Source organism: Streptomyces yunnanensis (genome assembly GCF_029011865.1).
GTDB classification, from domain to species: Bacteria; Actinomycetota; Actinomycetes; order Streptomycetales; family Streptomycetaceae; genus Streptomyces; species Streptomyces yunnanensis.
This window is the reverse complement of the sequence record NZ_CP095749.1, coordinates 7914039-7932990: the sequence shown is the minus strand read 5'-3', so window position 1 is coordinate 7932990 and position 18952 is coordinate 7914039. Positions and strand designations below refer to the sequence as shown.

13 protein-coding genes are annotated in these 18952 nt (G+C 74.3%); 6 read left to right on the top strand and 7 right to left on the bottom strand.

Annotated elements, in window-relative coordinates:
• Positions 1-64 precede the first annotated feature (64 nt).
• On the top strand, positions 65-1735 hold the full coding sequence (gene ptsP, locus MOV08_RS34565) for a phosphoenolpyruvate--protein phosphotransferase (protein ID WP_275310215.1): 1671 nt from the start codon (positions 65-67) through the stop codon (positions 1733-1735).
• Positions 1736-1832: 97 nt separating this feature from the next.
• Here ptsP and MOV08_RS34560 read toward each other — a convergent pair whose 3' ends face one another.
• Entirely contained in the window at positions 1833-2774 is a 942-nt protein-coding gene (locus MOV08_RS34560) for a hypothetical protein (RefSeq protein ID WP_275310214.1), read from the bottom strand.
• Between the two features lie 178 nt (positions 2775-2952).
• Complete coding sequence (locus MOV08_RS34555) at positions 2953-4989, bottom strand: acetoacetate--CoA ligase (protein WP_275310213.1); 2037 nt, start codon at positions 4987-4989, stop codon at positions 2953-2955.
• A 389-nt stretch (positions 4990-5378) separates the two neighbouring features.
• Between MOV08_RS34555 and MOV08_RS34550 the strand changes: the two genes are divergently transcribed.
• From MOV08_RS34550 to glpK, 5 genes are all read left to right on the top strand, one after another.
• Positions 5379-7802, top strand: coding sequence for a glycoside hydrolase family 31 protein (locus MOV08_RS34550; protein WP_275310212.1), 2424 nt, complete (start codon positions 5379-5381; stop codon positions 7800-7802).
• Positions 7803-7896: 94 nt separating this feature from the next.
• Positions 7897-8739 carry a M15 family metallopeptidase gene (locus MOV08_RS34545; protein WP_275310211.1) on the top strand — a complete coding sequence of 281 codons (843 nt, stop codon included), beginning with the start codon at positions 7897-7899 and terminating at the stop codon, positions 8737-8739.
• 106 nt (positions 8740-8845) lie between these two features.
• The gene (locus MOV08_RS34540; protein ID WP_275310210.1) at positions 8846-10573 is read left to right on the top strand and encodes a bifunctional diguanylate cyclase/phosphodiesterase; all 1728 of its coding nucleotides are present in this window, start codon (positions 8846-8848) and stop codon (positions 10571-10573) included.
• A gap of 207 nt (positions 10574-10780) precedes the next feature.
• A complete protein-coding gene (locus tag MOV08_RS34535) occupies positions 10781-11548 on the top strand; it encodes an MIP/aquaporin family protein (RefSeq protein WP_067354395.1) in 768 nt (255 codons plus the stop codon).
• Positions 11549-11614: 66 nt separating this feature from the next.
• Positions 11615-13165 (top strand): glycerol kinase GlpK, encoded by a 1551-nt coding sequence (gene glpK, locus MOV08_RS34530; protein ID WP_275310209.1) that lies wholly within the window; start codon positions 11615-11617, stop codon positions 13163-13165.
• A gap of 103 nt (positions 13166-13268) precedes the next feature.
• On the opposite strand, the gene MOV08_RS34525 is transcribed toward glpK, so the two are convergent.
• The 5 genes from MOV08_RS34525 to MOV08_RS34505 all read right to left on the bottom strand — a co-directional run bounded on the left by MOV08_RS34525 (position 13269) and on the right by MOV08_RS34505 (position 18702).
• Positions 13269-13880, bottom strand: a complete 612-nt coding sequence (locus tag MOV08_RS34525) for a GTP-binding protein (protein ID WP_039638249.1) — start codon at positions 13878-13880, stop codon at positions 13269-13271.
• Between the two features lie 206 nt (positions 13881-14086).
• On the bottom strand, positions 14087-14956 hold the full coding sequence (locus tag MOV08_RS34520; protein ID WP_275310208.1) for an alpha/beta fold hydrolase: 870 nt from the start codon (positions 14954-14956) through the stop codon (positions 14087-14089).
• A gap of 204 nt (positions 14957-15160) precedes the next feature.
• Positions 15161-15574: a DUF742 domain-containing protein gene (locus MOV08_RS34515; RefSeq protein ID WP_205362871.1), complete on the bottom strand. Its 414-nt coding sequence runs from the start codon at positions 15572-15574 to the stop codon at positions 15161-15163.
• Between the two features lie 30 nt (positions 15575-15604).
• A complete protein-coding gene (locus tag MOV08_RS34510; protein WP_039638246.1) occupies positions 15605-16030 on the bottom strand; it encodes a roadblock/LC7 domain-containing protein in 426 nt (141 codons plus the stop codon).
• Positions 16027-18702 (bottom strand): nitrate- and nitrite sensing domain-containing protein, encoded by a 2676-nt coding sequence (locus MOV08_RS34505; protein WP_275310207.1) that lies wholly within the window; start codon positions 18700-18702, stop codon positions 16027-16029. The genes MOV08_RS34510 and MOV08_RS34505 overlap by 4 nt, the downstream gene beginning before the upstream one ends.
• Positions 18703-18952 lie beyond the last annotated feature (250 nt).

Below are 18952 nucleotides of genomic sequence, written 5' to 3'. Positions count from 1 at the left end.
GAGACGGCAGGTACGACATCCACCGCGGCGGCCGGGCCCGCCGCAACAACCGGAGACGGGTGACATGGAGACAACGCTGCGGGGCGTCGGGGTGAGCCACGGCGTGGCCATCGGCGAGGTGCGGCACATGGGGACGGCGGTGCTGGAGCCGCCGGCCAAGCAGATTCCGGCGGAGGAGGCGGAGCGCGAGCAGGGCCGGGCCCGTCAGGCCGTGGAAGCTGTCGCCGCCGACTTGATCGCGCGGGGCAATCTGGCCGGTGGCGAGGCACAGCACGTGCTGGAGGCCCAGGCCATGATGGCGCAGGACCCCGAGCTGATGGCCGACGTCGAACGGCGGATCGCCGTCGGCAGCACGGCCGAGCGCGCGGTGTACGACGCGTTCGCCGCCTACCGCGCGTTGCTGGCCGGGGCGGGTGAGTACCTCGCGGGCCGGGTCGCCGACCTCGATGACGTGCGGAACCGTATCGTCGCGCGGCTGCTGGGCGTGCCGATGCCCGGCGTTCCGGACAGCGACGAGCCGTATGTGCTGATCGCGCGGGATCTCGCGCCGGCCGACACCGCGCTGCTGGACCCGACGCTGGTGCTCGGTTTCGTGACCGAGGAGGGCGGGCCGACCAGCCACAGCGCGATCCTGGCGCGGGCGCTGGGCGTGCCGGCCGTGGTGGCGCTGCCGGGTGCGGGTGAGCTCGTCGAGGGCACCGTGATCGCGGTGGACGGCAGCACCGGTGAGGTGTTCGTCGACCCGAGCGCGGAGAAGCGGGCGGCGCTGGCGAAGGCGGCGGAGGAGCGGAAGGCGGCGCTGGCGGCGTCGTCCGGTCCGGGGGCCACGTCCGATGGGCACAAGGTGCCGCTGCTGGCGAACGTCGGTGGGCCGGCGGATGTGCCGTCGGCCGTGGAGGCCGGTGCGGAGGGCGTCGGGCTGTTCCGTACGGAGTTCCTGTTCCTCGACGACAGCAAGCAGGCGCCGTCGGAGGCGAAGCAGGTCGAGGCGTACCGGCAGGTGCTGGAAGCCTTCCCCGAGGGGCGCGTGGTGGTACGCGTGCTGGACGCGGGGGCGGACAAGCCGCTGGACTTCCTGACGCCGGCCGACGAGCCGAACCCGGCGCTGGGCGTGCGGGGTCTGCGGACCCTGCTGGACCACCCCGACGTGCTGCGGACGCAGCTCCAGGCGCTGGCGAAGGCCGCCGAGGGGCTGCCGGTCTACCTGGAGGTCATGGCCCCGATGGTGGCGGACCGGTTGGACGCCAAGGCGTTCGCGGACGCCTGCCGGGAGGCCGGGCTGCAGGCGAAGTTCGGTGCCATGGTGGAGATTCCGTCGGCGGCGCTGCGGGCGCGGTCGATCCTGCAGGAGGTGGAGTTCCTGTCGCTGGGCACCAACGACCTGGCGCAGTACACCTTCGCGGCGGACCGGCAGGTGGGCGCGGTGTCCCGGCTGCAGGACCCGTGGCAGCCGGCGCTGCTGGACCTGGTGGCGGCTTCGGCCGAGGCCGCCAAGGCCGAGGGCAAGAGCTGTGGCGTGTGCGGTGAGGCGGCCTCCGATCCGCTGTTGGCGTGCGTGCTGACGGGTCTGGGGGTCACCAGCCTGTCGATGGGCGCGGCGTCGATTCCGTATGTGCGGGCGACGCTGGCCAAGCACACGCTGGCGCAGTGCGAGCGGGCGGCTGCCGCGGCGCGGGCCGCGGACACCGCGGAGGATGCCCGGGCGGCCGCGCAGGCGGTGCTCTCCGGGGAGTGATCCGGGCGGCGCGCGGCGCCGTGTGAGGTGAGGGGACGGCCGTCCCGCCTTTGTGGCGGGGCGGCCGTTTCGCGTGGGTGCGGGGCCCGGGTGGGGGTCAGGGATGGCAGTGCGGGCCGGGCGGGGGTGGGAGGGGGAGGCCGGGGGCGTAGTCGACGCGGTGCTCGGGCGGGATGGGTTCGTCGGTCTCGGGGTCGGTGCAGTAGGCGTCGAAGATCTCGGCGGCGCTGATCGGGTCGGGCCAGGCGTCGCGCAGGCGCCAGCCGCGGACGGTGGCGGGGGCAGGTTCGGCAGGGGTGCCGGCGGGGGTGCCGGTGGGGTCGTCGGTCGGGGTGGTGCGGCAGACGACGGCGCCGGTGGCGGGTTGGGCGAGGGCGGCGGCGAGGACCGTGCAGAAGACGAGCGTTTCGGATTCGGGGAGTTGGGGCGGGCCGCCGTCGGGGGTGCCGGTGGTGTGCAGGTAGGCGCGGAGGGAGTCGCCGGCGTCGGGGAGGGTGCAGACGAGGTGGTGGGTGCCGTCGCCGAGGGCGGTGAGGAGGTGTTGGAGGGCGGTGGTGGCGCGGGTGAAGGCGGCGTGGGCGAGGTCGTGGCCGCACTCGGCGCAGTGGCCGGCGCGGGCCAGGAGGGTGGTGGCGCGGTCCCAGGACGCGCGGCGGGCGGCTTCCTCGGTGAGTAACGGCAGGAGGCGGTCGAGGGGGGTGCCGTCGTAGGCGAGGGAGGCGCCGGTGCAGGCGACGGCGGCGGTGTAGCGGCTGCGGCTGCCGGGGTCGTCGGGGTCGAGGCCGTGGTCGGCGCAGTAGCCGGCGAAGGCGGTCGGGTCGAAGAGGCAGAGGGTGGTGTGCACGCCCTGGGCGGCGAGGGTGCGCAGCAGGGTCTCCAACTGCTGGAGATAGCGCCGGTGGTCGTCGAAGGGGAAGGTGCGGTAGCGGCGCATGGCGGCGAAGTCCCGGGCGTCGGCGAGGACGGCGGCGGTGCTGGGGACGTCGCGGCGGAGCGGATGGCCGGCGGGGTGGCGGGTGGGGCGGGTGGTGGGTGTCATGGCTCCCCCTCGGTGTGGGCCCTGGGCGGGCGTCACTGGTCGGTCGACAACTGTCACCGAGAGTAATCGGGGGGTCTGACAACGGCGGTGCGGTGCCGGTCGGGGCGGTGGGAGGGCCGTGCGGAGGGGGTGGTCCGGCGCCGGGGCGGTGGTGCCGTCGGCGCCGGGCCGCTCCCTCTCAGGTGGTGCGGTGCTCGGCGCGGTCGGCGGCGATCCGCTCGTAGAAGCGGAGGAGTTCGAGGTTGTCGACGGAGCCGGGGTTGACGGCCTTTTCGAGGGGGGTGCCGGCCAGCAGGCGCTTGATCGGGACCTCGATGCGCTTGCCGGTGAGGGTGTGCGGGACGCCGGGGGCTTCGATGATCTCGTCGGGGACGTGGCGCGGGGAGAGTTGTTCGCGGATGGTCCGCTTGATGCGGTCGCGCAGGGCGTCGTCGAGGGTGGCGCCGGGGGCGAGGTGGACGAAGAGGGGCATCCAGTAGCCGCCGTCGGGGAGTTCGAGGCCGATGACGAGGGATTCGCGGATCTCGGGGAGGCGTTCGACGGCCTCGTAGATGTCGGCGGAGCCCATCCGGACGCCTTGGCGGTTAAGGGTGGAGTCGGAGCGGCCGTGGATGACGACGCTGCCGCGGGTGGTGAGGGTGATCCAGTCGCCGTGCCGCCAGACGCCGGGGTACATGTCGAAGTAGCTGTCGTGGTAGCGGGTGCCGTCGGGGTCGTTCCAGAAGCGGGTGGGCATGGACGGCATGGGCTCGGTGACGACCAGTTCGCCGACCTCGTCGAGGACGGGCCGGCCCTGGGGGTCCCATGCCTGGAGGTCGGTGCCGAGGCAGGCGGCCTGGAGTTCGCCGATGTGGACGGGGAGGGTGGGGACGGCGCCGGCGAAGCAGCTGCAGACGTCGGTGCCACCGCTGACCGAGGCGACCCACAGGTCGGCGCCGCTCTCCGCGAAGCTGTCGTGCAGCCAGCGGAAGCCGTCGGGCGGGAGCGGGGAGCCGGTGGTGGCGACGCAGGTGACGGTGGAGAGGTCGAGGTCGCGGGCGGGGTGCAGGCCGGCCTTGCGGCAGGCCATGACGTAGGCGGCGGAGGTGCCGAAGACGGTGGTGCGGGTGGCGGCGGCGACCTGCCACTGGGCGGCGGTGTCGGGGTGGCCGGGGCTGCCGTCGTAGAGGACGATCGTGGATCCGGCGAGGAGGCCGCCGACGAGGAAGTTCCACATCATCCAGCCGGTGGAGGTGTACCAGAAGAAGCGGTCGTCGGGGCCGAGGTCGCAGTGCAGGCCGGTCTGCTTGAGGTGTTCGAGGAGGATGCCGCCCTGGGACTGGACGATGGCCTTGGGGAGGCCGGTGGTGCCGGAGGAGTACAGGACCCACAGCGGGTGGTCGAAGGGGACCTGTTCGAAGACCGGTTCGGTGTGCTCCGAGGTCAGGTCGGACCATTCCAGGGCGCCTTCGGGGGCGGGGGTGCCGAGCAGCGGGACGTGGACGACGGCGCGCAGGGTGGGGAGTTCGGCGCGGAGTTCGGCGACGGTGTCGCGGCGGTCGTGTTCCTTGCCGCCGTAGCGGTAGCCGTCGACGGTGAACAGGACGACCGGTTCGACCTGCTGGAAGCGGTCCAGGACGCTGCGGGCGCCGAAGTCGGGGGCGCAGGAGGTCCAGACGGCGCCGACCGCGGCGGTGGCGAGGAGGGCGACCACGGCCTGCGGGATGTTGGGGAGGTAGCCGCTGACGCGGTCGCCGGGGCGGACGCCGAGGCGGCGGAGGGCGGCGGCCAGTGAGCCGACCTGGGCGCGGAGTTCGGCCCAGGTGACGGGGTCGGGTTCCTGGCGTTCGTCGACGTGGAGGAGTGCGGGGGTGTCGGCGCGGGCGGGGTCCTCGGCGGCGCGCAGGGCGTGTTCGGCGTAGTTGAGGGTGGCGCCGGGGAACCAGCGGGCGCCGGGCATCGTGCGGTCGGCGAGGACGGTGTCGTAGGGGGTGCCGAAGCGGACGTCGAACCATTCGGCGACGGCCTGCCAGAAGGTGGGGAGCTGGTCGACGGACCAGTGGTGCAGGGCGGCGTAGTCGGCCGCGGGGTCGCCGGGGGTGGGGGCGGGTGCGCCGTGGTGGGTGGCGGCCCAGGCGTGGAAGCGGGTGACCTGTGCGCCGGTGATCCGGTCCGGTCCGGGCTGCCAGAGGGGTTCCGGTGCCGGCTGGGCGGTGGAGTGCGGTGCGGTGGTCATGATGCGGCTCCTGGCAGGTACGCGTCGTGGGCGTCGAACGCACGCGGCCCCGCGATGTGGGCGGGGCCGTGCACGGCGTGCCTGGACGATGCCATTTGACTCCTCCCCCTGTAAATGGCGGGGGATTCCTGGCTCACGCTGCCCGCTCGCTCAGCGAACGACTGGGTCTTACGCGATCATCACCAACCGGGTTGAGACCAGCCCGGGTGCGGCTACATGCTGGAGCACTTCTTCATGCGCGCTTGGTTCTCGCTACGCAGTGCCTGACCCTACCACCGCTTAGTGTGAGCGATGGACTACGTACCGAAGTTGGCCGGGTCGGCCGTGCCCAGGTGAACGGCAGTTGAACGGTTCCCGCCTGGGGGGTCGTCAGTGGCAGGCTGACCGGCATGGACGGGCGTGATCTGGTGCGGTCGGTACGGATGGTCAGGGCGGTCGGGCCGGCGCAGGGGCTGCGGTCCGTGCGTGCGGCGTGGCGCCGGAGCAGGGCGGATGCGCGGGCGTTGCCGCCGCGGGGTGCGGAGCGGGCGCGGGTGCCGGGTGAGGCGCGGGATGCGGAGCCGTTGCCGGGTGGCGGGGTGATCCGTTTCGCGCGGTCGTCGTTGCGGGTGCGGGTCGCGGCGGGCGGTGCGGTGTTCTGCGGGTGGGACGGGGCCGGGCCGGAGCCGTCGTACGCGCTGGCCGGGGAGTGTCCGGCGGTGGATCCGCGGGTGGTGTTGGAGCCGGATACCGAGGGCGGCTGGCGGATCGTCTCGGAGCGGGTGCTGGTGGTGGTGTCGCGGTTCGGGGCGGTGGAGGTGCGCACGCCGGGTGGCGCGATGCTGCGGCGGGAGCTGCCGCCGCGCTGGTGGGAGCGGGTGGCGGAGGGCGCGGGCGGTGGTCCGGAGGGGGACGGCCGGTGTGCGGGGGCCGGGGCGGCGCGGTGGGTGCAGCGGTCGGAGGTGGCGGCGGACGCGCGGTTCTTCGGGCTGGGCGGCCGGTCGGCGGGGCCGCGGCTGCGGGACGGGGTGTACCGGCTGTGGAACACCGATCCGGGCGGTGCGTTCGGGCCCGGGGACGATCCGCTCTACCTCACGATGCCGGTGCAGTTGGTGGTGGCGGACGCGGGGACGCACCTGGTGTTCCACGACAACTCCTGGGACGGCCGGGTGACGTTGCACGAGGGCGTGGAGGGCGCCGGTTCGGGGCATGACCGGCCGGGCACCTGTGAGCTGCGGATGGACGGCGGGCCGCTGCGCTACTGGGTGGTGGCGGGGACGCCGGCGCGGGTGTTGTCGGGGTGGACGGCGCTGACGGGGGCGCCGGCGCTGCCGCCCCGTTGGGCGCTGGGGTACCAGCACGCCCGGTGGGGGTTCGGCGGTGCGGACGAGGTGCGGCGGGTGGTGGCGGGCTACCGGGAGCGGGGGTTGCCGCTGTCGGCGGTCCATCTGGACATCGACCACTACGACGGGCACCGGGTGTTCACGGTGGACCGCGAGCGGTATCCGGATCTTCCGGGGTTGGCCGGTGAGTTGCGGGCCGAGGGGGTGCGGCTGGTGTCGATCGTGGATCCGGCGGTGAAGGCGGAGCCGGGGAACTCGGTGTACGACGGCGGGGTGGCGGTGGACGCCTTCGTGCGGGACACCCGGGGGGAGGTGGTGCGGGGGGTGGTGTGGCCGGGTGAGTCGGTGTATCCGGACTTCACCGATGCGCGGGTGCGCAAGTGGTGGGGGGCGCTGTACGCGGAGCGGCTGGCGCAGGGGTTCGCCGGGGTGTGGCACGACATGAACGAACCGGTGTCGTTCGCGGCGTTCGGGGAGTCGACGCTGCCCCGGTCGGCGCGGCACGCCCTGGAGGGGTGCGGTGGCGACCATCGGGAGGCGCACAACGTCTACGGGTTGGCGATGGCGCAGGCGGCCTACGAGGGGCTGTGCGAACTGCGGCCCGGGGAGCGGCCGTTCCTGTTCTCCCGGTCGGGCTGGGCGGGGCTCCAGCGGTACGGGGGGACGTGGTCGGGGGACGTGGACACCGGGTGGCCGGGGCTGCGGGCGTCGTTGTCGCTGGTGCTGGGGCTGGGGCTGTGCGGGGTGCCGTACAGCGGGCCGGATGTGGGCGGGTTCTCGGGGGTGCCGTCGCCGGAGTTGTATCTGCGGTGGTTCCAGCTGGGGGCGTATCTGCCGTTGTTCCGTACGCATTCGGCGCTCTGGGCGGGGCGGCGGGAGCCGTGGGAGTTCGGGGCGGAGGTGTTGGAGCATGCCCGGGCGGCGCTGCGGGAGCGGGTGCGGCTGCTGCCGTACTTCGTGACGTTGGGGCAGTTGGCGCGGCTGTCGGGGGCGCCGTATGTGCGTCCGGTGTGGTGGAGCGCGCCGCGGGACCGGGCGCTGCGGGACTGCGAGGACGCGTTCCTGCTGGGGGACGCGCTTTTGGTGGCGCCGATAGTGGAGGCGGGGGCGGTGGGGCGGGCGGTGCGGCTGCCGCGCGGCCGGTGGTACGACACCGCGACCGGGCGGGCGTACGAGGGGCCGGGCCGGGTGTGGGTGGACGCGCCGCTGTCCCGTATTCCGGTGTTGGCGCGGGCCGGTGCGGTGGTGCCGGTGGCGGGGGCGGACGGTGCGACGGAGTTGGAGGTGTGGGCGCCTGCGGTGGGGCGTACCGGCGGGGGGCTGGTGGTGCCGGACTGCGGGGACGGCTGGCGGCGGCCGGAGGTGGAGCGGTTCGTCTCCCGGTGGGAGGGCGACCGGGTGGTGGTGGAGCGGCGGGACGGGGAGGCGGCGGGGTATCCGGTGCGGGTGCGGGGGCTGGCCGGGGAGGAGGCGGGCCCGGCAGCCGGGTAACGGGGCGGCGGGGCGGGCCCGTTGGGCAGGGCGGTGGTGCGCGGGTGGGCGGCGGGGGTTCCCCGTGCCGGCCCCGCCTGGTAGACGAGGGTCCATGCCGAGACTTGCTGCCGCCTGGCGCGGCCTGGCCGCCGCTGCCGCCGCCCTGTTGACCGTCACCCTCGTCCCGTCGAGTGCGGTGGCGGGGCCCGTCGCCGCGCCGTCGTCGCATCGCGCCGGTGCCGACGACCCCAAGGCGCCGAAGGAGTTCGTGGCGCTGCGGGACGTCGATCCCACGATCGTCCAGGAGATCCGGTACGCCACTCCGCACGATTTCATGGGCGTACCGGTGACGGGATATCGCGAGCCGCTGTGCATACTCACCCGGGACGCGGCGCGGGCGTTGCACCGGGCGCAGGTCGCTTTCCTGCGGCGCGGCTATTCCCTGAAGGTGTACGACTGCTATCGCCCGCAGCGGGCGGTGGATCACTTCGTGGCGTGGGCGAAGGATCTGTCCGACCAGCGGATGAAGGCGGAGTTCTATCCGCGGGTGGACAAGTCGGTGCTGTTCCGGGACGGGTACATCGCGGAGAAGTCCGGGCACAGCAGGGGCAGTACGGTCGATCTGACGCTGGTCCGGCTGCCGGCGGTGCCGACCCGTCCGTATGTGCCTGGGGAGCCGTTGACGTCGTGCTTCGGGCCGAGGGCGAGCCGTTTCCCGGACAACTCCCTTGACATGGGGACGGGTTTCGACTGTTTCGACACTCTCGCGCACACGCTGGATCCGCGGATCAAGGGGAAGCAGCGGGCGCACCGCATGCTGTTGAAGGAGGGACTGGAGCGGGCGGGCTTTGTGAACTACGCGGACGAGTGGTGGCATTACACCTTTTCGCCGGAGACGTTTCCGGACACGTATTTCGATTTCCCGGTGGCGCGGAGTTCTCTGGTGCGGCGCTGAAGCGGAAACGGCGCGGCGGCCTCCGTGGCCGTACGCTCCGGAAGGGTGCGTGAACAGTGCGTGAACGAGGCTCCGCGGGTGCCCGGGGAGCGGCATCCTGCTGCTCGTGCCTGCCTGGACGGACCAGCTCCGCTTCGCTTTCCAGCCCGTGGTGAACCTCGCGACCGGCTCGGTCGCCGCGCTGGAGCCGCTCGCCAGACCCGAGGACGGCGAGGTCGACGTGCTCACCCGCGCCCGCCACTCCCCCGATCTGGACGTCGAGTTGGCCGCGCTCGCGGTCCGGGCCGCGGCGGAGCAGGAGACGCTGCTGCCGCTGCACATCAACGTGTTCGCGGCGACCGTCGCGCGGCGTCCGGAGGTGGCCTCGCTGGGCAAGGCGGTGCGGGAGGCGGGGCGGCGACCGTGGGAGATCACCCTGGATCTGGTCGGGCCGTTCGCCCAGGTCCCCGAGCGGGAGCTGCTGGCGGCGGTGGCGGGGCTGCGGGACGAGGGGTACCGGATCTGCGCGGACGGGGTCGGGGACGGGGATCTGCCGCTCCGGCTGCTGGGTGAACTGTCCCCGGATCTGGTCAAGTTGGACGGTTCGCTGTGTGTGCGGCTGGAGCGCGACCCGGGGCGGCAGGCTGCGGTGGCCGCGATGCGGCAGCTGTGCGAGCGGGTGGGCGGGCTGCTGGCGATCGAGGGGGTGGAGACCGAGGGGCAGTACGCGGCGGTGCGGGCGGCCGGGGTGCAGCTGGCCCAGGGGCATCTGTTCGCGCCGCCGGCGCGGCGGGTGGTGACGGAGGTGTTCGTGCCGGCCGCGCTTCCGCCGCCGGCGAGCGGTCGGCGGGTCCCGGACCGGCCGCCGTCGGGGCCGCCGGTGGCGCAGTTCCTCCAGCCCGCGGCGCTGCTGCCGATGGACGCCTCGGCGGGCGCGGTGCGCAGTCATCTGACCGGCTTCCCCGAGGTGTCGGGGGTGCTGTTGGTGGACGCGGACGGGGTGCCGGTGCGGGCGATCGACCGGGACCGCTTCCTGCTGTCGCTGTCCGGGCGGTACGGGCACGCGCTGTACGCGGATCGGCCGGCGCTGCGGCTGGCGGACCGGCCGCGGACGGTGGGCGCGGACGCCACCGCCTGGCAGGTGCTGGACATGATCGCCGACGGGGAGCGGGACCGTACCGGCGACGACGTGGCGGTGGTGGACGAGCGCGGCCGCTGCATCGGGGTGGTGCACCTCGCCGACATCCTGCGGGCGCTGGCCGAGAGCCGGGTGGAGGAGGCGGCCCGGCTCAATCCGCTGACCCGGCTGCCGGGTTCGGACGCGGTCAACGGCGAGGTGGACCGGCGGGTCGCCGAGGGCCGGGAGTTCGCCCTGAGCTGGCTGGACGTGGACGGTTTCAAGCAGGTCAACGACGGTGCCGGGTTCGCGGCGGGGGACGAGCTGATCCGGTCGGTGGGGCGGACCCTGGCGGAGGTGGCGGCGGGCGAGCCGACCAGCCGGGTGGGGCACATCGGCGGGGACGACTTCCTGGTGCTGACCGAGCCGGACGGGCTGGAGCCGTTCGCCAAGGCGCTGGTGGACGTGGCCTGGTCGGCGGGCGAGATGCAGGTGACGCTGTCGCTGGCGACGGTGGTCTGTCCGCCCGGCGGCGTCACCGGGCACGGGCCGGCGGCGGCCGCGCTGGCGCCGTTGAAGAAGGCCGCCAAGGACCTGCCGGGGGCGAGCTGGGTGGTCGGGCAGTTGGGGTCGGAGCGTACGGAGGTGCGGCGGGGGGCGAGCGCGCGGGTGCCGGAGCCGGCGGGGGCGCCGGAGGGGGCGGACGCGGGGCAGGAGGGCGCGCGGGCCCGCGGCTGAGCCTCGGCCTCCGTTCCGCGCCGCACGGTGCGCCGCTGCCGAAAACGCCAACCCCCTTTGTGTACACGTGCTTGACGCTCCCTCAGCCACGGAGAACACTTCCGGGTGCCGGTCGCCGGATGCCCGCGGGCACCGCCGTACTCAGGCATGGCACGCATCCTGCACGGAGGACCGGGGCCCGCCCCGGGCAACGGCCGAGGAGCCGCCATGTACACCAATGGGGACATCGTCGTCGGTGAGGTGATCGGTACCGCGCTCCTGATCCTGTTCGGGTCCGGGGTGTGCGCCGCCGTCACCCTGCACCATTCGAAGGCCAGGGGCGCGGGCTGGGTGGTGATCGCCTTCGGCTGGGGCCTGGGCGTGCTGGCCGGTGCCTACACCGCGGCGCCGCTGTCCGGCGGGCACCTGAATCCGGCGGTGACGCTGGGCTCGGCGGTGGCCGGCGGCACCCCGTGGGCGAAGGTGCCGCTGTACGTGCTGGCGCAGCTGGTGGGCGCGGTGCTCGGGGCGGTGCTGGCCTGGGCGCTGTACTTCGCGCAGTTCGCCGCCAATGCCGAGCCGGGCAGGGCCCAGCCGACGCTGGGGGTCTTCGCCACCGCGCCGGAGATCCGCCGGCCGGGCGCCAACCTCGTCACCGAGGTCATCGCCACCGTCGGGCTGGTGCTGCCGCTGCTGTTCTTCGGCCGCAACCAGGGCATCGGGATCGGCCAGGTGCCGGGCGCGCGGGCGGGCGTCTACGGCTCCGGGATCAACGTCCTGCTGGTGGCGCTGCTCGTGGTCGGCATCGGGCTGTCGCTCGGCGGTCCGACCGGCTACGCCATCAACCCCGCCCGCGACCTCGGCCCGCGGATCGCGCACGCGCTGCTGCCGATCCCCAACAAGGGCTCCTCGGACTGGGGTTACGCCTGGATCCCGGTGGCCGGGCCGCTGCTCGGCGCGGTGCTGTCGGGGCTGGTGTACACGGCGGTGTTCTGACGGCGGGCGGCGCCGGGGCGGACCGCAATCGGCCGGTACCGGCCATGACTTCGGGAGGCGGGACGGATGAGCAGCCAGCACACCGGGACGGACTGCGCAGCCGGGACGTATGTCGCCGCGATCGACCAGGGCACCACGTCGAGCCGCTGCATCGTCTTCGACCGCGCCGGCGCGGTGGTCGCCGTCGACCGGCGCGAGCACCGCCAGATCTTCCCCAGACCCGGTTGGGTGGAGCACGACGCCACCGAGATCTGGGCCAAGGTGCAGGACGTGGTGGCGGGTGCACTGGCCCGGGCGGGGCTGCGGGCCGACCAGCTGAGCGCGCTGGGCATCACCAACCAGCGGGAGACCACGGTGCTGTGGGACCGGGCCACCGGCCGGCCGGTGCACCACGCCGTGGTCTGGCAGGACACCCGTACCGACCGGCTGTGCGCCGAGTTGGGCGGGGCGGCCGGTCAGGACCGCTTCCGGGAGACCACCGGGCTGCCGCTGGCGAGCTACTTCTCCGGGCCGAAGGCGGCCTGGCTGCTGGACGAGGTGCCGGGGCTGCGGGCGCGCGCCGAGCGCGGCGAGATCGCGTTCGGCACCGTCGACTCCTGGTTGATCTGGAACCTGACCGGTGGCACCGACGGCGGGGTGCACGTCACGGACGTCACCAACGCCAGCCGCACCCTGCTGATGGACCTGACGACCCTGCAGTGGGATCCGGCGATCCTCTCCGCGATGCGGATACCGGAGGCGATGCTGCCGGAGATCAGGTCGTCGGCCGAGGTGTACGGCACGGCGGTCGGGCCGTTGGCGGGCGTCCCGGTGGCGTCGGCGCTGGGGGATCAGCAGGCTGCGGTCTTCGGGCAGACGTGCTTCGGCGTCGGGGAGGCCAAGAACACCTACGGCACCGGCTCGTTCCTGCTGCTGAACACCGGCCACCGGCCGGTGGCGTCGAAGCACGGGCTGCTGACGACCCTGGGCTACCAACTCGGCGGGGAGGCGCCCGTCTACTGCCTGGAGGGCTCGATCGCCATCACGGGCGCGCTGGTGCAGTGGTTCCGCGACCAGCTCGGGCTGATCGGGTCCGCGGCCGAGATCGAGGAGCTGGCGGCGAGCGTGCCGGACAACGGCGGCGCCTATGTCGTCCCCGCGTTCTCGGGGCTGTTCGCGCCGTACTGGCGGGCCGACGCGCGCGGGGTGATCACCGGGCTGACCGGCTACGTCACCAAGGCGCACCTGGCCCGGGCGGTGCTGGAGGCGACCAGTTGGCAGACCCGTGAGGTGGTGGACGCGATGTACCAGGACTCGGGGGTGCGGATCACCCGGCTGAAGGCCGACGGCGGGATGACCGCCAACCGCCTGCTGATGCAGCATCAGGCGGATGTGCTGGGGGTGCCGGTGATCCGCCCGGTCGTCCCGGAGACGACGTGCCTGGGCGCCGCGTACGCGGCCGGGCTCGCCACCGGGGTCTGGCGGGACCTGGACGAACTGCGCTCCCACTGGCAGCCCGACACCGAGTGGACGCCGCGGTTGGCCGCTGCGGACCGCGAGCGCGAGTACGGCAACTGGCGCCGGGCGGTGGAGCGGAGCTTCGGCTGGCTGGCGGCGGACGGCGGCGCCGCGTCCTGACGTCGGCGGGCCGCGAAGGCGTACGGCCCGTACCCCGGGCGGCGGGGTACGGGCCGTACTTCCGCGCCCCGTCAGGGAAGCGCGGGTCCGGGGGCGGCGCCGGTCAGGGCAGGGCGGGCTCCCGCTGCTGGGCGCCGCGCCGCATCGCGTGCTCGACGACGGCGACCAGCACGTCCCGCGCGGATTCCCGCACCCGGGCGTCGCAGAGCATCACCGGGACGGCGTCGTCGAGGTCCAGGGCGTCCCGGACGGCCTCGGCGGGGTAGCGGTCGGCGCCCTCGAAGCAGTTGACGGCGACGACGAAGGGCAGGCCGCGGCGCTCGAAGTAGTCGATGGCGGCGAAGCTGTCCGCCAGGCGGCGGGTGTCGGCGAGCACCACCGCGCCGAGCGCGCCGCGGGCCAACTCGTCCCACAGGAACCAGAAGCGGTCCTGGCCCGGGGTGCCGAAGAGGTACAGGACCAGTTCGTCGCGGACCGTGATCCGGCCGAAGTCCATGGCGACGGTGGTGGTGGACTTGGCCTCGACGCCGTGGAGGTCGTCGAGCGGGCGGCCGGCCTCGGTCAGCCGCTCCTCGGTCCGCAGCGGCCGGATCTCGCTGACCGCGCCCACCAGGGTGGTCTTGCCGGCGCCGAAGCCGCCCGCGACCAGGATCTTGAGCGTCACCGGTTCGGCCGGGGCGGGCCGGGGACGGCGCTCAGAACGCCCGAAGACCATGGGTTTCCTTCTCCTGGTTGCCGGGGATGCGGGGCGCACGGGGGCAGCGCGAGATGTCCCGAGCGCGGGGCGGCCGTCGCTGACGGCGGTCGCCAGTGCACCGTACAACGTGCTCCGTACGGCGCCCACTTGAGGTCCGCTCCGATCACGCGGGGCTGCCGGGCCAAGGCCGCCAACCGTCCCAAAAGGACGGCGCGGCAGGCGGATCAGCGCTGTCGGTGGGCGGCGAGGTGGTCGAGGATCTTGGGCGTGACCAGTGCCGGGACCTCTTCGGGCAGCCAGTGGCTGGCGCCCTCCAGGGCCTCGAAGCGGTAGGGAGCGTCCACCCACTCCCCCGTCGACTCGGCCGCGCCGCGGCCCAGGGCGATGTCCTCGCTGCCCCACAGGAAGAGGGTGGGCACCGCGATCCGCCCGGCCGGGACGGAGATCACCGCCTCGGGGGCGCGGTACCAGTTGAGGGTCGCGGTCAGCGCGCCGGGCTCGGAGAGCCGCCGGATGTTGGCCTCGACCAGCTCCGCGGGGACCTTGCCGCCGTAGACGGCGCGCAGCCGGGCCGCCGCGTCGGCGAGCAGGGCGGACTCGGCGGCGCCGTCCGGGCGACGGAAGAAGCGGACGTAGTCCAGCCGGTGGTGCTGTTCGGGGTCGTCGGCGGCGGCGCGGTCGAGCGCCTCGGGGTGCGGGGTGGCGAGGACGGTCAGCGACGCCAGCCGCTCGGGGTGGGCGCCGGCCAGCGCCCAGGCGACCATGCCGCCCCAGTCGTGGGAGACGAGGTGGCAGCGCTCGGCGCCCAGGGCGTCGGCGAAGGCGAGGGCGTCGGCGACGAGTTCGGGGACGGCGTAGTCGGCGATCCGCGGCGGGCGGGCGTCCGGGGAGTAGCCGCGCTGGTCGACGGCGACCGCGCGGTACCCGGCGGCGCCCAGGGCGGGCAGCACCCCGCTCCAGGAGTCGGCGAACTCGGGCCAGCCGTGCAGCAGCAGGACGACCTCGCCGTCGGCGGGACCGCAGGCCAGGGCGTCGAAGGTGTGGGGTCCGGCGGTGATCCGCAGGGGCTGGAGGGGGGTGGCGTCGGCGGCCATGGCGGCGGGCTCCTCGGTTCCGGGTGCCGGCCACGGCACGGGGCACGCGGTGGCGGCCGGCGCGGGACGGCACATGATCGACGGCAACCGTAGTCCGCCGCCGAGCGCGCGCTCAACAGGGAGCAGGGAAGCGGAGGCGGGGGTGCCGCCCGCCCGGGGCGGGGCGGGCGGCTGGGGCGGTGCGCGGCGGCGTCCGCCGGGTCGTCACAGTGCGCGCAGGCCGTCGATGACCTCGCGCAGCACCTGTTCGTCCGGCAGCTCGGCCGGCGGCACCGGGCGGGTCACATGGACCAGCCCGGCGTCCAGCAGATCGCCGATGAGGACCCGGACCACGCCGACCGGCAGGTCGAACTCGGCCGCCAGCTCGGCGACCGACTGCGGCGCCGCCCGGCACAGCTCGACGATGTCCACCTGCTCCGGGGACAGCGTCTGGTCGGCGATCGGCCCGTCGGCGCGGCTCTCGGCGATCACCAGCGCGATCAGGTCCAGCCGCCCCTCGGCGGCCGTACGGGTGCGCCCGCGCGTCATCGCGTACGGGCGGACGACCGGTCCCGCGTCGTCGTCGAACCAACGGGCCGGTTGCCGTTCCGGTGCCGGCCGGCCCTCCTGATCGGTCATGGCGTCACCGTAGTCGTACTCGGCCGGCGGTCAGGACCGGGGCGCGGTGCCCAGGTGCGTGCCGACGCGCTTGACGAGCAGGGTCATCTCGTAGGCGATCAGCCCGACGTCGGAGTCGGCGTCGGCGAGGACCGCCAGGCAACTGCCGTCGCCGGCCGCGCTGACGAACAGGAACGCGTCGTCGAGCTCGATCAGGGTCTGTCGGACCCCGCCGGCGTTGAAGTGCCGGCCGACGCCCTTGGCGAGGCTGTGGAAGCCGGAGGCGACCGCGGCCAGGTGCTCGCTGTCCTCGCGGGTGAGGTCCTTGGAGGCGCCGGTGGGCAGGCCGTCGCTGGAGAGGATCAGTGCCTTGCGGATGCTGCCGACCCGCTCGACCAGCTCGTCCAGGAGCCAGTTCAGCTCCCCGGATCCGTGCGGCGAGGCTGCGGTGGAAGCGGATGCCTTCGGTGCGGTCATGGACCGTCCTCTCCCGATGTGGTTCGTGGTGGTGCGGTTGCGCTCCCGGGGGCGCCCTGTGGGGTGCCCGGGTCCGGAGGTGTGGGGGTGTGCGGGGTTTCGCCGTTCTCCCGGCGGCCGCGCTGCCAGCCGCGCTGGAGCGAGGCCATGCGGGCCCGGACCGCCTCCGCGTCGCGGTCGTCCTCGGCCGGGGCGGCCGGCCGGTCCGCCGGGGGCTCGGTGCCCTGGTCGGACTTGAGCTGCGGGGCGAGGCTGGCCTGGCGCACCCGGCGGGGCAGGCCCTTGGGGGTGGTGGCCGGGGCCGCGGGGGCGGCGTCGGCGGGGGTCCGGTCGGGGGTGTGCTGCCCGGCGGCCGGGCCTGCGTCGGGCTCGGGGCGCGGCTCGCCGCCGGGGTCGTCCGGTGTCCGGGCGCCGTCCACGGTCCGGCCGTGGTCGGAGACCAGGACCGGTGTGCGGGAGCGGCGCGGCAGCGGGGCGAGTTGGCCGTTCGGCACCTGGTCGCCAGCCTGCTGGTGCTGTTCGCCGGACGGGACGAGGGCGGGCTTCGGGACGGCCCTGGGGCCGTGCGGCGCGGCGTCCGGTGCGGCCGGGTCGGCCTGCGACACAGGGGCCTCCAGTTCGACGGGGCCGGCGAGGGCCCCGCGCCGGGTGCGCCGGGCGAGCGGCACCGGGACCTGGGCGAGCGGATCGAGAGGGGTGTCCTCGGCGTGCTCGGGGCCGGCCGCGGTATCGGCCGCGGCGTCGGCGACGGCCGGCTCGGAGTCGCGGGCGCCCTCGCCGGTGTCGGTGAGGATCGCGCCGGGGACGAGGACCACCGCGGTGGTGCCGCCGTACGGCGAGGGCTGGAGGGAGACCCGGACGCCCTGTCGCTGGGCGAGCCGGCTGACGACGAACAGTCCCAGCCGGTCGGTGTCGGACAGTTCGAACTCGGGCGTCTCGGCGAGCCGGAGGTTGGCGTCCAGCAGCTGGTCGGGGGCCATGCCCAGGCCGCGGTCGTGGATCTCCAGGGTGTAGCCGTGGGAGACCCGCTCGCCCAGCACCTGGACGGCGGTGTGCGGCGGGGAGAAGACGGTGGCGTTCTCCAGGAGTTCGGCGATCAGGTGGGTGAGGTCGGAGACCGCGGGGCCGTCCACCGCGAGCCGGGGCAGCCGGCGGACCTCGATGCGCTCGTAGTCCTCGACCTCGGCGACCGCCGCGCGCACCACGTCCATCAGCTGGACCGGCTTGCGCCACTGCCGGGAGGGGGCCGCGCCGGAGAGGATGACCAGGCCCTCGGCGTGCCGGCGCATGCGGGTCGTCATGTGGTCGAGCCGGAACAGGTCGGCGAGTTCGTCGGTGTCCTCGGTGCGCCGTTCCATGGCGTCCAGGAGCGTCAGTTGGCGGTGCAGCAGGACCTGGCTGCGGCGGGCGAGGTTGACGAACACCTCGGAGACGCCGCGGCGCATGTCGGCCTGTTTGACGGCGGCTTCGACGGCGGCCCGTTGGAGGGTGTTGAGGGCCTGGCCGACCTGGCCGGTCTCTTCCGGGCCGAACTCCAGGCGGGGCGCCTCGGTCTCCACGTCGACGTGTTCGCCGGCCGCCAACCGGCGCATCACGCTGGGCAGTCGGACGCCGGAGACCTCGTGGGCGGTCTTGCGGAGCCGGGTCAGGTCCCGGACGTGCCGGCGGCCGATCCGCAGCGAGACGATGACCGAGACCAGCAGCGCGACGAAGCCGAGGACGCCGGTGGCGACGGCCTTGAGGACGATCCGGGTGGCGATCGGCGCGACCCGCTGCTGGTAGCGCTCGCCGGCGTCCTTGCCCATCCGTCCGAGGTCGCCGAGGAGCTTTTCCGCTGCGGTGTTCCAGCGGTCGGCGTTGACCGTGTGGGCGGCGGTCGCGGGGTCGGCGGCGATCACCCGGTCCTCGGAGGAGGTCAGTTCGCGGGCGCCGGCGGAGCGCCAGTAGTCCTCGTAGAGGCCGCGGTCGGTGGCGGGCAGCAGCGGCAGGTTGGTGCTGTAGAGGATGCGGCGCTCGGCGACCCGGTCGGAGAGGGCGCGCTGGTCGCGCTGGTCGATGCTGCCGGAGGTGAGGATCGCGGACATCAGCGCGTCCTCGCGGGAGAACGCCTCGCGGGCGCGGGTGATGTTGACCAGGGCGCGGCCCTGCTTGTCCATCTCGACGTTCTCCAGCGAATGGAGGGCGGCGAGCAGGTCGTAGCCGGGGTCGACCAGGGCGTTGTAGGACTCCATGGCCTCGTCGCGGCCGACCTGGTTGTCCTCGACCTGGCTGCGCAGGGCGTCCAGGCCATCCAGGCCCTTGACGAGGTCGGTGACCCGGCCGGCGGCCGGGCCGGCCAGGTCCGAGCGGACGTCCGCGGCGTCCACCTCGTCGTGGAGCCGGGCCACGGCGTCGTCGGTGGCCCGGGTCTGGCCGCGGAGTTCGTTGAGGGCGTTGGCGCCGCGGCGGTCGGCGAGGTAGGTCAGGCTCTGGCGGCGTTCGCGCTGGAGGGCCTGGATGACGTCCTCGATCGGGTAGCCCAGGCCGCGGACGACGGTGCCGACGTCGAGGAGCTGGTTGGCCTCGCGGCCGGTGACGTAGGTGGTGATGCTCCACATCAGCGTGAGGGACACCAGCGGCACGAGCAGCAGCGCCACGATCTTCCGGCGGACCGACCTCCCGCGAAAGCGCATGGCCTCCCCTACGTCAACCCCGGTGGACGGGGGCGGTGTTCCGTCAACAGCGGCGCGAGCCTACTACTGTCGGGGGAACGTTCCGAGGCCCGGCGGCGCGGCGGGGGATGCGGGTGGGGCGGGATCGTCACGAGTTGTCCGGCGATGCCCGGAGGGCCTGCCGGTGAGTGTGGCCATGGCCACCCGGGCGCGCGGCCCGTGCCGGCCCTGCGCGGCGCTTCCGCGCACCCCGGTGTGTGACGCCGGAGGG